At 43.8% G+C, this 15,723-nt stretch carries 11 protein-coding genes; 2 read left to right on the top strand and 9 right to left on the bottom strand.

Annotated elements, in window-relative coordinates; translation table 11 throughout:
- Nucleotides 1–81: 81 nt before the first annotated feature.
- Both MR764_RS03475 and MR764_RS03470 read right to left on the bottom strand, forming a co-directional pair.
- Nucleotides 82–1,494: a tetratricopeptide repeat protein gene (locus MR764_RS03475; protein WP_247977999.1), complete on the bottom strand. Its 1,413-nt coding sequence runs from the start codon at nucleotides 1,492–1,494 to the stop codon at nucleotides 82–84.
- Between the two features lie 54 nt (nucleotides 1,495–1,548).
- Nucleotides 1,549–3,075 carry a DUF4301 family protein gene (locus MR764_RS03470; protein WP_247977998.1) on the bottom strand — a complete coding sequence of 509 codons (1,527 nt, stop codon included), beginning with the start codon at nucleotides 3,073–3,075 and terminating at the stop codon, nucleotides 1,549–1,551.
- 162 nt (nucleotides 3,076–3,237) lie between these two features.
- Here MR764_RS03470 and MR764_RS03465 point away from each other — a divergent pair, with 162 nt between their 5' ends.
- Nucleotides 3,238–4,185, top strand: a complete 948-nt coding sequence (locus tag MR764_RS03465; protein ID WP_247977997.1) for a TIGR01212 family radical SAM protein — start codon at nucleotides 3,238–3,240, stop codon at nucleotides 4,183–4,185.
- A 218-nt stretch (nucleotides 4,186–4,403) separates the two neighbouring features.
- Here MR764_RS03465 and MR764_RS03460 read toward each other — a convergent pair whose 3' ends face one another.
- The 4 genes from MR764_RS03460 to MR764_RS03445 form a co-directional block, all read right to left on the bottom strand.
- Nucleotides 4,404–6,725 (bottom strand): GH92 family glycosyl hydrolase, encoded by a 2,322-nt coding sequence (locus tag MR764_RS03460; RefSeq protein ID WP_247977996.1) that lies wholly within the window; start codon nucleotides 6,723–6,725, stop codon nucleotides 4,404–4,406.
- Between the two features lie 124 nt (nucleotides 6,726–6,849).
- Entirely contained in the window at nucleotides 6,850–7,275 is a 426-nt protein-coding gene (locus MR764_RS03455; RefSeq protein WP_247977995.1) for a PAS domain-containing protein, read from the bottom strand.
- Between the two features lie 131 nt (nucleotides 7,276–7,406).
- Nucleotides 7,407–8,159, bottom strand: coding sequence for a DUF4197 domain-containing protein (locus MR764_RS03450; RefSeq protein ID WP_247977994.1), 753 nt, complete (start codon nucleotides 8,157–8,159; stop codon nucleotides 7,407–7,409).
- A gap of 21 nt (nucleotides 8,160–8,180) precedes the next feature.
- Nucleotides 8,181–10,016, bottom strand: coding sequence for a YgiQ family radical SAM protein (locus MR764_RS03445; RefSeq protein WP_247977993.1), 1,836 nt, complete (start codon nucleotides 10,014–10,016; stop codon nucleotides 8,181–8,183).
- A gap of 209 nt (nucleotides 10,017–10,225) precedes the next feature.
- On the opposite strand from MR764_RS03445, the gene MR764_RS03440 reads away from it, so the two are divergent.
- Complete coding sequence (locus MR764_RS03440; RefSeq protein ID WP_247977992.1) at nucleotides 10,226–12,004, top strand: GNAT family N-acyltransferase; 1,779 nt, start codon at nucleotides 10,226–10,228, stop codon at nucleotides 12,002–12,004.
- A 434-nt stretch (nucleotides 12,005–12,438) separates the two neighbouring features.
- On the opposite strand, the gene MR764_RS03435 is transcribed toward MR764_RS03440, so the two are convergent.
- The 3 genes from MR764_RS03435 to MR764_RS03425 all read right to left on the bottom strand — a co-directional run bounded on the left by MR764_RS03435 (nucleotide 12,439) and on the right by MR764_RS03425 (nucleotide 15,610).
- Nucleotides 12,439–12,639 carry a YwbE family protein gene (locus MR764_RS03435; RefSeq protein WP_247977991.1) on the bottom strand — a complete coding sequence of 67 codons (201 nt, stop codon included), beginning with the start codon at nucleotides 12,637–12,639 and terminating at the stop codon, nucleotides 12,439–12,441.
- Nucleotides 12,639–14,255 (bottom strand): ATP-binding cassette domain-containing protein, encoded by a 1,617-nt coding sequence (locus MR764_RS03430; RefSeq protein WP_247977990.1) that lies wholly within the window; start codon nucleotides 14,253–14,255, stop codon nucleotides 12,639–12,641. The genes MR764_RS03435 and MR764_RS03430 overlap by 1 nt, the downstream gene beginning before the upstream one ends.
- 137 nt (nucleotides 14,256–14,392) lie before the next feature.
- Nucleotides 14,393–15,610, bottom strand: a complete 1,218-nt coding sequence (locus MR764_RS03425) for an S-adenosylmethionine:tRNA ribosyltransferase-isomerase (RefSeq protein ID WP_247977989.1) — start codon at nucleotides 15,608–15,610, stop codon at nucleotides 14,393–14,395.
- Nucleotides 15,611–15,723 lie beyond the last annotated feature (113 nt).

Raw genomic sequence — 15,723 nt, 5'->3', positions numbered from 1 at the left:
CAATGAATAATCCGTATTCAATGCACAATTTAAATGAGGTGCCAAAATACAAAATATAGGGTATATGGAAAGGGGAAGCGGCTATTTTTCTCCCTTTCTGAATTCGTCGACTACTTTTTTCAGTCGTTTGCTTTTTAACGATTTCGGATAAATGTCGAAGAGATAGTTGATGTTGCCAAAATCCTGCTTCATGGCAACCTTTAACCAGGAAAAAGCTTCTTTTTGGTTTTTATCTTCGAGCAATAAGGCTACCAACCGGTATTTCAGCATGGAGTCGTCGTTTTTTGCGATGGCTTTCTTAATTACCTCGATCGACTGTTCTTTTTCGCCCTCTTTCCGGTAAAGTTCGGCCCATGTTAACCAGATCTCAGAATTTTCCGAATCGATCTTTGCCCCTTGTTTAAAGGCTTTCACGGCTTCCGGAACTTTTTTTGCGTCGGTGTAAACCTTGCCCAGCGTGAGCCAGTATTCTGAGTTGTCTTTATCGAGTTTGATGGCTTTCCGAATAAAGACGATAGCTTCGTCAAACTTTTGCTCGATCCACATAATCAACCCGATCCCAAACCACGCAGTATCGTTTTCGGGGTTCATATTCACGGCTTTCTGGTAATAATACTCCGATTTCTGACTATTGTCGAGGTTCAGCCAGCATTCGCCAATATAGCAATAGGCATCGTCGTTATCGGGCTCCAGCTCAAGGTATTCGTGGTATTTTTCAATGGCCTCTTCAAAGCGATTGGCGTTGGCCAGTGCATTTCCGATATTGAAAAGTGCCATGTTGAAACTCTCGTTGATCGCCAGAGCATACTCATAAGCTTCGATTGCCTTATCGTGCATGTCGGCTTTATTGAACACAATCCCAAGGTTAAACCAGGCCGTGTAATTGTAGGTATCGTTATCGATAAAACGATTGTAGAATTCAATACTGCGGTCGTAATCGCCCATCTGATCACAGAAAAAAGCAAGGTCGTACAAAACCATTTCGTTGTTTGGATTGTATTCCAGCGCTTCTTCAAAATAAGAAACCGCTTTTTTCATTTCGCCGATCTGAACATAAGCCGATCCAATGTGATACAAAATCTCATCTTCTTCGCCATCAGCAAATTTTACGGCTTTTTTGAACGATTTCTGAGCCCTGATTTCATTGCCGGTGATCAACCACGCTGATCCTTTCAACAGGTGAACGTCCGGATTTTGGGTTTCGACCCGTTCTGCAAAGTCGAGGTACTGGTGAGCCAGGTTGTATTTTCCTTTGCTAATCAGTATTTGTGCATATTTTAGCTGAAGCGGAATGGCATTCGGATGGATCTGAATGCCTTGCTGTATCGCTATTTCTGATGAATTGAGGTCACCTTCTTCCATTAGAACCTCTGCAATTCCTTCGAATTCAGCAACATCAAAATATTTTTTTCTTCCGGAAATAAGTGAGCTTTTAAACTGCTGAACAGCTTCGCTCATATCCTCTTCCCTGTAATTATCTCTTTCCTCGTTCATTGCTCCAAATGAGTTCGCGAAATTAATAATTAAGCCGTAAACACAAAAACAGTATTAAAGATGTTGTTCGCGCAACAAATCGTTCACTGTTTTTACGGGGTTAAATGTTTCAATCGGTACTTCAACAAACAGCGTGTTCCAATTGCTCATGGCGCCGTTCCAAAGTCCCGGAAGCTCTTGCGCTTTCAGTTCTTTTCCGTCTTTCGATTTTTTTGAAATAAAACCGGTTTCCGGATCAGTATAGTTTCTGAGATCGTACTTTTCGCCTTTGTAATCTTTAACCGCACAAACCAAATCAACCGGATTAAAGTGTGTGGCATTTTTGGCAATGCTTTGTTGCTGTACACTATCGGGATCGATCTGCGAACTCTCCACCACCTGCAGCGAAACGGTTCCGTCGGGGTTCATGGCCCAGAATGGCCCTCCTCCGGGTTCACCTTGGTTGCGTACCATTCCGCACACGCGCAACGGACGATTTAGTTTTTCTTTCAGGTAATGGTATAACTCGTCTTTTTCGGTGTAGTAATGATTGGTCTCCGGCTTGGTGTTCAGCGTGTTCTCCAAAAAATTGGCGACTTCTGCCAGGAAGCCACTTTGTAAGGCTACCGGGTGTTTTTCGTTTAGCTCTTTTTGGTAGATAAACAGTTTTTGCTGATGTTTTAACAGTACACCTGCCAGCGCTTTTTTGTAGTCGATCGTTGCCTGTTTTAAGCGGTCGGGCACCACATTGTCGATGTTTTTGATGAAAATGACATCTGCGTCGAGATCGTTCAGGTTTTCGATCAGCGCTCCGTGTCCCGCCGGCCGGAAAAGTAAACTGCCATCCGGATTCAGGAACGGTTCGTTTTTTAAATCAACGGCAATGGTATCGGTAGCCGGTTTTTGCTGACTGAAACTAATGTCAAACCTTACTCCGAGTTCTTCTTCGTACTTTTCTTTTACATTGTTCAGCAGTGTTTCAAATCCTTCCTGATGTTCGGGCGAAACCGTAAAATGTATTTTTACCTTGCCTGTTGCATCGCAGGCATATTTTGCACCTTCCACCAAATGTTCTTCAAACGGTGTTCTGGCTCCTGATTCGTACGAGTGAAATTTCAGCAGCCCTTTGGGTTTTGATCCGTAATCAAGCCCCTTGTCCGAGAGCAGGTACTCCACTTTTGTTTTGGCGTTTAATGCTGCTCCGTCAGCTTCAATCGCTTCTTTTAATTCATCGGCAAAAGCAAATTTATCCAGTTCTTCGAGGTATTGCTTTACGTCTTTGTTGTTGGCTGTTACTTCTTCTTCCGATGCTGTTTCAAACGCTTCCAAACCTTCGAAAAGCGCTTTGAACATGCGGCTGGCAGCTCCCGACGCAGGTACAAATTTTAAGGGTTTGATACCTTTGGCTACTTTCTCGTCGTATAATTCGATTCGTTTTGCCAGGTTTTCCGGAGTCAGCTGTATGATGCCGTTGCCGACAGAAGCTGCTTCCCTGATAGGAAGAAAGGGAAAGCCTTTTTTGAAATTTTCGATTTGTGTCAGAACGGTATGTAATTCACTCCCACGTTGCCTGATCTGTTGTTTATCCTTTTCTGAAAACATAATCCTTCAATTAACTTAAAATAAAAATAGGCATAAGAATTTTGAAACAAAACGGAATTGGGAGAAGAATGGTTTAAAGTTTTCAAGAGCTGTTGATAAGTTTTTCTCTTGTGGAGGCTCCTCCCAAATTTTATCTACTTTTGCGGCATCAATCAACTGCCAATGGGTGAAACAGTTTATAGTTGGGGGCACGGGCGCCGGTACAACGATTTTCCTACATATTTCAGAATGCTTTTTTCGGAGCGGGTGCAGAAGGTATCGATCGATGCCGGATTTACCTGTCCCAATCGTGATGGCTCAAAAGGGTTGGGCGGATGCACGTATTGCAACAACAAAACCTTTAAGCCTACCTATTGCAATCTGGAAAACAGCGTAAGCAGCCAGGTGCAGAAAGGAATCGATTTCTTTGCACAGAAATACGAGGCCATGAAGTTTTTGGCCTATTTCCAGGCCTACACTAACACTTATGCGCCACTCGACGATTTAAAACGTTTGTATGAAGAGGCGCTGGAGCACCCGAAAATTGTGGGTCTGGTCATTTCAACCCGGCCCGATGCGGTTTATCCTGAGTTGCTGGATTATTTGGCCGAATTGAGCAGGAAAGTATACGTAATGGTTGAGCTTGGACTGGAATCGCATCTCGACCGTACTTTGGAAAGCATCAATCGTGGACATAGTTTTTCTGAATCGGTATGGGCGCTGGAAGAAACCGCCAAGCGGGGAATTAACAACTGTGCACACATGATTCTGGGACTTCCGGGCGAAAGCCGCGATGAACTGCTTGATCAGGCGCGAACCGTCTCAGAATTGCCGGTAAAAAACCTGAAGTTACATCAGCTTCAAATTCATCGCGGTACTATTCTGGAACGGCAATACAACGAAAACCCCGGACAGTTTAAGCTTTACACTGCAGAAGAATACATCGAACTGGTGGTGGATTACCTCGAGTTGCTGAATCCGAAAATTATTGTAGAGCGCTTTATCAGCCAGGCGCCGCCCGACATGCTGATCGCACCCAAGTGGGGGCTTAAAAACTTTGAATTTGTAGCCAAAGTTGAAAAACGCCTTGCTGAGCGAAATACCTGGCAGGGGAGGTTGTACACGTCATAAAAAAATCATGATTCCGGGGAATCACCAACAGGAATGAAAGTGAAGATGGTTACTCTTATCCAGAACATCCAATGTAGAATTCCCAAATTCCAATTTTCCGGATTTTGTTGGATATTTTACATTCAAAATTGAGAATTGGATATTTTTAAAAGTTGACTTTCAGAAAAAAACGGCTCCATTTTTAGGTGAAGCCGCTTTTAAAGTATGTTAAGTATCTTTTAGATCTTTGGTTTGTCGCTCATGTAAAACTTCAAGTCGCCTCCATTCACAATATCGCTATGTTTGATCGAAAGGGAGTTTAAAAGCTGACCATTCAACTCTACTTTTTCAACATATACATTTCCCGGGCTTTGATTTATGGCTTCAATTTTTAGAATCTTTCCGTTGTCAAGCTTGAGTGTTGCCGATTTAACCATGGGGCTTCCCAAAGCGTATTCGTCTGAACCTGGAAGTACTGGATAAAAGCCCAGCGAACTAAAGATGTACCAGGCACTCATTTGTCCGGCATCGTCGTTTCCGCAAAGTCCGTCCTCCTTGTTTTTGTACATGGTATCCAGGATCATCCGTACCCGCTCCTGTGTTTTCCAGGGCTGGTTGGTCCAGTTGTACAAATACGGAATGTGATGTCCGGGCTCGTTACCGTGTACATAATTTCCGATCATTCCATCGCGGGTAATGTCTTCGTTCTTTTCAATGTATTTATCGGCTACCTCGGTAGTAAAAAGCTCATCAAGTTGAGCTGCAAATTTGTCTTTCCCGCCCATCATTGCCACCATGGTGTCAATCTCTTGCGGAACATATAAACCGTAGTTCCACGCATTGCCTTCAATAAAACCCTGGCCTTCGGTGTCCATTGGGTCAAATTCTTCTCGCCAGCTTCCGTCGCGGTGTTTGGGCCGCATAAAACCGATCTGGCTGTCATATACATTTCTGTACGATTCCGAACGTTTTATGTATTCGTCATAAACATCGGTTTTTCCGAGTTTTTTGGCAAGCTGTGCAATGCACCAGTCGTTGTAGGCATACTCGAGCGTAAGTGAAACCGAATACGGACTACCTTCTTCAGAAACATAACCTTCCTCCATGTACTCACCAATTCCATTAAAGTACGCCACTTTTGAAGTGCTGATGCAGGCATCGAGCGCTTTTTCGAGATCGGCGTCGGTGGTTCCTTTGGCAAAAGCATCGGCAATTACCGAAACCGAATGGTAGCCGATCATACACCAGTTTTCGTTGGCATAATGGCTCCAGATCGGGAGCATGTGATGAACACTTTGTTCCTGGTGGGCCAGCATCGATTTTACCATGTCGCTGTTACGTTGCGGATCGAGGATGTTAAACAGCGGATGCAGCGCCCGGTAAGTATCCCAGAGCGAGAAGATGGTGTAGTTGGTAAAACCATTGCTTTCATGGATATTCTGATCGAGGCCGAGGTATTGTCCGTCCACATCTTCGTAAATAATCGGGCTGAGTTTCGAGTGGTAAAGCGCGGTGTAAAAGGAATACATTTCTTCCTCAGTAGAAGTCTCCACTTTCACTTTTGCCAATTCTTCATTCCACTTTTGGCGTGCTTCCGTTTTTACTGCTTCAAAATTCCATCCGGGTATTTCGGCAGCCATATTTTTCAGGGCACCTTCAGTGCTTACAGATGAAAGCGCAAATTTTATCTTGATTTTTTCATCCTGTTTTGCATCGAAATTGAAGTAGGCACGAATATTTCTGCCGGCCATTTCGGGGAAGTTTTCATCCTCTTTAAAGCGGCGGTAAAATCCGTTGTAGCTGGCCGGATCGTATTTTTTGTGCCCGTAACTTTCAAAAGGCTTTGAGAAAGCCATGGCAAAATAAACTTTGCGGTTGCGGGCCCAGCCTTTTGTTTGCCTGAATCCGGTTACCAGCGAATCATTTTCAACGCGGATAAAGGTCCACACATTTTTCTCGGGATAATTGTAGATGTTGTACACAAGATCGAGCAGAATGTGTGCATCACCCGGTTTTTCAAAAGTATATTGATGAAATCCCACGCGGTCGCTGGCGGTTAATTCTGCTTCAATATTATAATCGTCGAGGTAAACCTTGTAATAACCCGGCTCGGCAGTTTCAGTGTCGTGCGAAAATTGCGAGTGATAACCACTTCCCGGTTCAACGGCTTTTCCGGGCTCGAGGTTCAGCTGACCGGTGGTCGGCATCACCAGAAAATCGCCCAGATCGGAATGACCGACGCCGCTAAAATGTGTATGGCTGAATCCAAAAATTGTATTATCGTCGTATTGATAGCCCGAGCAATAGCGGTAAGCTTCTCCATTGTACTGGCCGTCGATTGAATAAGGTTCCTCATTCGTGTCAGGACTGAGCTGCACGCCGCCAAATGGCGTGGTAACACCGGGATAGGTATGTCCCATATTTTTGGTGCCGACCATCGGGTTGACGTATTTTGCAAGGTCGGGTGCGGGTGTATTTTCTTTTTCTGGTGGCGATTGCGTAGGTTGGCAGGAAAACAAGGTAATTACTGGAATAGTCAGCAGTGCAATTTTCTTAATCATAAGATTTGTTGTATCAGGTTATTTATTCGAAGCTATTTCGAAACGCCTGTAAAGCTATCAAATTTAGGGGAAAGGTATGATTTGAAGATTCAAAAATTCCGGAGTTTTGATCCGGAGATATACTTCAGTCAATCTTGTTTTTTACTGTCCGGTCGTCAATCACCATCAGGCGGTATTTGTGTCCGTCCATCACCACCCGATGTGCATCGATGTGCAGATGCTTGGTTTTTACCTGGTTTTTAATTACAAAATCGCGAATCAGTTCCACTTCCGAAAGGTTGGAGCCCGAAAGCAGATCGCGTAACTGGCAATGACTGCACAGATCTTCTTTCCTGTCCAGCATTTTTTCACGCTGCGTGCATCCCATAATCTCACAAAATTCATGATCAAGAATGTCGCCCTTGCTACTTTCGGTAAGTACCTGGAACGATTTGTTGTAATACTTCACCCTGAAATCATGATCGGTCAGGAAAATAGCATGGGGATGATGTTCAATAAGCTGATTTAACAAGCCGTTGGCTTCTTCCACTTTGCAAAATTCGAGTCGCATGGCGTTTATGTTTTAAGTTTATACCAGCCTTTGCTTTTTTGAACCTTCACTGCGAAAGGCATATTTAATTTAAGAATTATTCATGTAAAACTCAATTAAATATGTCGAACAAAATAAAAAGAAACGATCGTTTATGCATCAACCGAACCGAACACGCGTTTCAACAGGCTGGTAACCCGTGCCGCCGGATCTTCCCGAATCAGTTTTTCTTCTCCTGCAATTTTTAGGAAAAGGCCGTCGAGTGCTTTTGTGGTCAGGTAGTCTTCCAACTCGGTGTTAACCGGTTTTAATCCGGCAATTTTACCGGCTACACTGTTGGCAAGGGTGTTCCATTTTCTGGTCAGGCTATCCCAACTTTCTTTTGTGGAAAGTCCGCCCACCAATTCTTTTTCTACCGAACTTTTAATTTTGGGTTGGTAAAGTGCAAAAAGCTGGTCGTAAGTCGTTTTGTGGAGGTATTGCGTAGCGGCATTGTCTTGTCCTTTTAAAATGCCCACGGCATCAGAAATGGTCATGCTTTTAATGCTGTTCACAAAAATGGGAGCGGCTTCTTTGGCTGCATCTTCCGCAGCGCGGTTAATGGTCAGCAGAACGTCTTCCACCAGTTTATCTCCTCCCGGAATTTTGTTCAGGTTGTCGACAATTACATTGGCTTCGGGGGGAAGCATGATTTTTACCAGCTCGTCTTTGTAGTAGCCGTCGGTTTTCCCCAGCAACTGAGCCGATTTATTGGTGCCGGTAACCAGGGCTTCTTTTAGTCCGGCTACTATTTCATTTTGAGTTAGCGGAGCGTTTGCATCGAGGGTTTGCTGGGCCAGTTGGGTCAATTCGGCACAGCTTGTCAACAAAATCAGTAACAGCGGTAAAAGTTTTTTTCGGATCATTTTTTTGTGTTTTAAAGTGTGTTATTTTTTGAACAGTTTTTTTACAAGATCCTCACGCCCTTTAGCTTTTAAGTCGTTAATGATCTTGTTTTTGAATTCTTTTTTGTACCAGAAAAAGAACTGGCGTTGTTTTTCCTTGGCGTCACTGTTTTTGGCCGTGTAAATTTCTTCCATGGTATAGGGGTGGTAGCCCGAATAATAAACGACGGTGGCCAGTGTCATCGGCGTGGGCGTAAAATCCTGCACCTGCTCCAGCCTGAAATCCATATTTTTTGTCTGAATGGCCAGATTAGCCATGTCTTCCGATTTACTGCCGGGGTGGCTCGAAATAAAATACGGAATCAACTGCTGGTTTAAATTTTCTTCTTTATTGATGCGTTTGAACTCCTCGTTGAGTTCCTCAAACAATTTGAATGACGGTTTTCGCATAAATTTCAGCACTTCATCCGAAGAATGTTCAGGCGCTACTTTTAAACGTCCCGAAACATGGTGTTTGATCACCTCGCGCAAATATTCGCGGTTGGCTTTGTTCCATTCCTCGTTGTTGGTTTTTTCGAGGATCATATCGTAACGGATGCCACTGCCCACAAAAGCTTTCTTGACTTTAGGATGCTGACGCACCTTTGCGTACAAATCGAGCATTGGTTGGTGATTGGTATCCAGATTTTTACAAATCGAAGGAAAAATACACGAGGGGCGTTTACACTTTTTGCAAATTTCTTCGTGAATGCCTTTCATTTTGTACATGTTGGCTGAGGGGCCGCCCAAATCGGATATGTAACCTTTGAAATCGGGCATTTGCGTTACCTTTTCCACTTCTTTCAGGATGGATTTTTCGGAACGGCTGGCAATAAATTTCCCCTGGTGGGCCGAAATGGTACAAAAGGTACATCCCCCGAAACAACCCCGGTGAATGTTAATCGAATGACGGATCATTTCGTAGGCCGGAATGGTTTCCTTGTTGTGGTAACGCGGATGAGGAAGGCGGGTATAAGGCAGGTCGTAGACCCGGTCGATTTCACTTTCCTTAAAGGTTGGCCATGGCGGATTAACGATTACTTTTCGTTTGCCCACACGCTGAACGAGCTTTTTGGCTTCCATTTTATTCGACTCTTCCTCGATGTGCATGAAGTTTCGTGCATACTCTTTCTTATCGGCCAGACAGGTTTCATGAGAAGCCAGTTCCAGTTCATCCCAGCCTTTTTTTGTGGCGTAGGCTTCATCGGCCCCGACCATAAAGGCGGTTTGCGGAATCGATGTAAGACTTTCTACCGGAATACCTCGTTTTACCAGTTTGGCAAATTCCACGATTGTTTTTTCCCCCATCCCGTAGAACAAAAGATCGGCTTTAGTGTCCTCCAAAATCGAAGGCATCAGTTTATCCGACCAGTAGTCGTAATGCGTAACGCGTCGCAGCGAAGCTTCAATCCCTCCCAGTATAATCGGAACATCAGGGTAAAGTTTCTTCAGAATATTGCAATAGGTTATCGAGGCATAGTCGGGGCGCTGTCCCGATCTTCCTCCGGGCGTATAAGCATCGCTCGAGCGTTTGCGCTTTCCCGCAGTATAGTGGTTGACCATCGAATCCATGTTTCCGGCGGTAACTGCAAAAAACAGGTTGGGTCGTCCCAGCTTTTTGAAATCGCGCAGATCGTCTTTCCAGTTGGGTTGCGGTACAATGGCCACACGCAATCCTTCGTGCTCCAAAACTCTTCCAATAACGGCGGCGCCAAACGACGGATGATCGATGTAGGCATCGCCCGTAAAAAGGATCACATCAATTCCATTCCATCCCAGCTGCTGTACTTCTTTTTTCGATGTGGGAAGCCAAAGGCTTGTATCTGTTTTATTTTCCAATGTTTCTTGTTTTTCTCCACTTATAACAAATCGAGGGCAAATATGATCAAAAAAAAGCACTCGATTGTACTATCGTGTTGTTTATCTGATGAATGATGAAAAGGCAGTGTTGCCGCGGTAAAAAAACAGGTATCCAAAATGAAAAATCAAAAAACATCCTATTTTTGTAAGTGAACTACTTGTGGTTTTTATACCGTTAGCAACAAAAAATGGACTTACAAAATCCGAAAGATCTGTTTAGTGATCGTCCTGCCATTCTGGCCAGCGGAGATTATTTCGCTAAATTTCTCATGTATATTCTTCGTTTTAACAAACTCAATAAAATGTACCGTCAAATTGCACAAAAGCAAGGAGTTGGTTTTATTGACGAGTTGATAAAAACGTTGGAAATTAACATGGTCTTTGATGAAAATGAATTGAAAAAGATTCCGAAAGAAGGCCCGCTGGTAGTTGTGGCCAATCACCCGCTGGGAGGATTCGATGGCTTGCTGCTGATCAAGTATCTTTCGATGGTGCGGAGCGATGTAAAAGTGTTGTCGAGTTTCCTGTTGAAAAAGATTGAACCGGTTTCGGAGTATTTTTTATCTGAAAATCCTTTTGAAAGGAAAGAGGAAAATATGGCCGGTTGGCAAGAAGCGGATACCCATTTGAAAAATAACGGGGTGTTGTGTTTGTTTCCGGCGATTGATGCCAGCGTGAAAGATTCGTTTGCCGGAGTAACCGATACCGTTTGGCAGATTCCGGTGGTTAAGTTTATAAAGGAGGCGCAGGTTCCGGTAGTACCGGTTTTGTTCCAGGGCACCAATAGCCGCTTTCTTCATTTTGTTGCAAAAATTCACCCGTCGTTGAAACATGCAAGGCTTTCTTCTGAATTGCTGAGCAAACGGCACAAGAACATTAAGGTGAGGATCGGAAGCGCGATTTCGGTAACCGAACAGAATCATTTTCGCGACATTTACCAGTTTGGCCGTTTCCTTCGTGCAAAAACCTACAGTATGGAGTCGGATATTGAAGTGCGGCGCTTTTTTAATTACTCGCTAAAACCCGAGGTAAAACCGCAGCCGATTATCGATCCGGTTCCAAGAGACGTGATCATGAAAGAGATTCAGTCGATCAAATCGGAATATACCCTGTTTAAACTTAAAAACTATATTTCGTACTGTGTCCCTACGAAGTTGATCCCGAATATTCTGAACGAGATTGGACGCCTGCGCGAGATTACGTTTCGCGAAGTGGGGGAGGGAACGAATCTCAGCATCGATATCGATGAGTTTGATTTGTACTACAATCAAATGTTTATCTGGGACGAAGAAGAAGAACGAATTGTTGGCGCTTATCGTATCGGGCAGGGAAGAGATATAATGGAGCAGTACGGGAAGCGGGGATTTTACCTGCAAACATTGTTTCGCCTCGATGACAAACTGAAGCCGGTTTTGGAAGAAAGTCTAGAACTCGGGCGTTCGTTTGTAATCAAGGAATACCAGCGAAAACCAATGCCGCTGTTTTTGCTGTGGAAGGGAATTTTGTACTTCCTGCTGAAAAATCCGGAGTATCGTTATCTGATCGGACCGGTGAGTATCAGCAATAACTATTCAAAGGTTTCGAAAGATATGATTGTTCGTTATATTCTGCGAAATCATTTGAACTGGCAACTGGCAAAATATGTCCGCTCCCGAAACAGCTATACTTTCACGAGCGACAATACCGATCTTAACCTGCTGATGGAAAACATGGACAGCATCGACCGGCTCGACAAAACCATTGGCGATGTGGATGAGCTGAATTCGGGCTTACCAGTTTTGCTCAAAAAATACATTAAACTGAATGCCAAGATCATCGGTTTTAATGTAGATCCGAAATTCAACAATTGCCTCGACGGACTAATTGTGCTGGATGTGTACGATGTTCCGAAAAATACGATCGAATCACTATCGAAAGAAGCAAACGACGGTTCTATTTTGGATCGTTTTTATGGCAACCGGGAATAGCTCGTACGTTCAGAGTTCAGGGTTCAGCGAAATGAGCGTATTGAATGCTTTTCGGATTTTTAGAAGCAATTTATCAGTCACAGTTTTCAGTTTATTTTTCGGAGGCTAATGACCGATGACTTTTAGCTGACAGCTGGTACTTCAGTTTGTCTGTATAAAAAAAAGGATGGCATCCGTTTCTGAATCGACTCAGACGGATGCCATCCTTTTTTCCGGACAGAGAATAGCTCGTACGTTCAGCGAAATGAGCGTATTGAATGCTTTCAGATTTTTAGAAGCAAGTTTCCAGTCACAGTTTCCAGTTTAATTCTCTGATGACTAATGACCGATGACTCTTCGTTCGAAGTTCAGAGTTTGTTCCTTGACCGAAAGCACAGGTCGACGGAGAATCATCATTTATTATTACCTGACTCGTGGCTCGAAGCTGATAGCTCTTAGCTCTCTTCTATAATATTTTTAACGCGTCCCACTTGTCCGTCATCCAGCATCACTTTAATGCCATGTGGATGATTCGGAGATTTGGTAAGAATTCGTTTTACAAATCCTTCGGTCAATTCCCCGGTGCGCTGGTCTTTTTTTAAAACTATTTCGACCAGCATTCCTGGCTGGATATTTTTACGTTGCCTGCCGTCCATTAAGTGTTGTACATTTTAGCACGTTGATCCCTGATCTTTTCGTCGGTGATGTAATCGTCGTAATTCATCAGCTTGTCGATGATTCCGTTGGGTGTAAGTTCGATCACGCGGTCGCAAACCGATGAAATAAAAGTGTGGTCGTGCGACGACATGAAAATATTCCCCGGGAATTTAACCAGGTTGTTGTTGAAGGCCTGGATCGATTCGAGGTCGAGGTGGTTGGTCGGTGTATCCAGTATCAATGCGTTGGCATCGAGTAACATCATTTTGGCGATCATGCAACGCATTTTTTCGCCTCCCGACAGTACACTTACTTTCTTGTAAATTTCTTCTCCCGAAAACAGCATCTTTCCAAGGTATCCGCGAATGTAAATCTCAGTGGTATCGTTGGTAAACTGACACAGCCAGTCGAACAGGGTCATGTCGCCCTGGAAAAACTCTGAGTTATCGATAGGCAAATAAGCAGTAGTAATGGTTTGTCCCCACTGGAATGTTCCTGAATCGGCATTACGATGTCCGTTGATGATCTCAAAAAGGGCAGTCATTGCACGGTGGTCGCGCGAAAGGAAAATGATTTTTTCATTTTTCTGAGTAGAGAAAGTAACATCTTTAAACAAGGTAGTTCCGTCAACACTTGCGCTCAGGTTTTCAACATCCAGAATACGGTCGCCGGCTTCGCGCTCGGGTCTGAAAATAATACCGGGATACTTACGGGTTGAAGGTTGAATTTCATCCACATTAAGTTTTTCCAGCATTTTTTTACGGCTGGTCGTTTGTTTCGACTTGGCCACGTTGGCACTGAATCGTGCAATAAATTCCTGTAATTCTTTTTTCTTCTCCTCGGCTTTCTTGTTTTGAGCCGCCTGTTGCCTTAGGGCAAGCTGGCTACTTTCGTACCAGAACGTATAGTTTCCGGCAAACAGTTTTATGGCTCCGAAGTCGATATCGATGGTGTGGGTACTGATGGCATCAAGGAAATGTCGGTCGTGGGAAACTACCAAAACGGTGTTTTCGTAATTCGACAGGTAGTTTTCCAACCAAACAACGGTTTCAAGGTCGAGGTCGTTGGTCGGCTCATCGAGCAAGAGGTTGTCGGGATTACCAAAAAGCGCTTGTGCCAGCAGCACTCTCACTTTCTGATTACCGCTCATGTCTTTCATCAGGGTGTAATGAAATTCTTCTTTTATCCCCAGGTTGCTGAGCAGGGTCGCGGCATCGTTTTCTGCGTTCCATCCACCCATGTCGCCAAATTTTTCTTCCATTTCGGCCGCTTTAATGCCGTCTTCTTCCGAAAAATCAGGTTTGTTGTAGAGCTCGTTTTTTTCCTGCATCAGGTCCCACAACTCGGAGTGCCCTTTCATAACAGTATCGAGCACAGTAAAATCATCAAATGCGAAGTGATCCTGGCGTAACACCGAAAGCCGCTCTCCTGATCCCAGAGTAACTGAACCGGAGGTGGCATCTATGTCTCCTGAAATGGCTTTCAGAAAAGTTGACTTTCCCGCACCATTGGCGCCAATAACTCCGTAGCAGTTTCCGGGTGTGAACTTCAGGTTAACATCCTGAAACAACACTCGCTTTCCAAATTGAATACTTAAATTCGATACTGTAATCATATTCTAATCCATTTTTCCATTATACCCCACAAAAAGGGCTTGCAAACCTAACTAATTATTTCTGAATGTTTTCAATGAATTTTAGTCGAAGGTAAAACCAAAACCTAAACTTAATAAAGAGGTTGGCTTGTGTTTATTTATTTGTGTTTCAGGTACAAATTACTGTCTCCGTAACTCAGGAAACGAAAATTATTCGCCAGTGCGTATTTGTATACCTTTTTCCAGTCATCACCTAAAAATGCACTGATCAGTAAAAGCAGCGTACTTTGTGGTTGGTGAAAATTGGTAAACATGCCGCTGATCAATTTAAAGTTGTAACCCGGCAGAATAATGATCTGGGTGGAAAAACGAATGGCTTTTTCGTTGTTTTCTGCCAGAAAATAGATGATGTTTTGCAGTGCTTTTTCAACGCTGATGCTGGCTTTATTTTCGTAAGGTTCCCATTGTTTTACCTCGGGACGAAAGGGATCGAAGCGCTTTTCTTCGAGCTGCAATCCAATCCAGTATAAACTTTCAACTGAGCGCACCGATGTGGTTCCCACCGCAATGATGTTGCTTGTGTCCTCCAGAAAAGCTCTCAGAATTTCGATCGGAATTTCAACCTGTTCGTGGTGCATGGTGTGCCCGTCGATGGTTTCCGATTTTACAGGCTGAAAAGTACCGGCTCCCACATGAAGGGTCACTTCACGGGTTTGGATATTCTTTTTGCGGAGGTTCTCAAAAACATTTTCGGTAAAGTGCAGTCCGGCAGTTGGTGCAGCCACCGAACCATCGATTTTGGCATAAACGGTTTGATAGGTTTCTTCGTCCGAATCTTCCGTTTCGCGGTTCAAATAAGGCGGAATCGGCAATTGCCCGATGTGCTCAATGATCTCTGAAAAATGAACGCCGCCGTTCCAGATAAACCGAATGTGAAAAGTGTTTTCCTCCTGTGCAATTTTTGCGGCAGTCAGGTTGATTGTTTTGCCTTCCAGTTCAAACGTATGTGTTAGAAATCCTTCTTTCCATTTTTTTGAATTTCCCACCATGCATTTCCAGGTTACTTCTTCGGTTTGCTGAAAAGCGAGCTGGTGATCACCGGGTTCAACCGGCTCCAGGCAGAAGATCTCAATTTTGGCCCCGGTTTCCTTGAAAAAGAATAAACGGGCGTGAATAACACGGGTGTTGTTAAATACAAGTTGTGCATTGTCAGGAAGATAGGAGATGCAGTTTTCAAAGATATCTTCTCCTGTTTTGCCATCTTTCCAGGTAAGTAATTTCGACTTGTCGCGCTCCTTTAACGGGTATTTTGCAATCCGTTCATCGGGCAGATCATAAGTGAAATCACTGATTTTTATGTCTTTGTATGAAGTCAAACCAAAAATTATTTGCGGTGCAAAAGTAATATTTTCTTTGGTAGTGCTGTTCTTACTTTGAAAACCAAAAACGCAAAAGTGCTGAGAGAAAGTTTACCTTTGCACAAAACGAT

Origin of the sequence: Maribellus sp. YY47 (genome assembly GCF_023111095.1) — a bacterium.
Lineage (GTDB): Bacteria > Bacteroidota > Bacteroidia > Bacteroidales > Prolixibacteraceae > Draconibacterium.
This window is presented reverse-complemented; position numbering and strand designations above follow the sequence as displayed.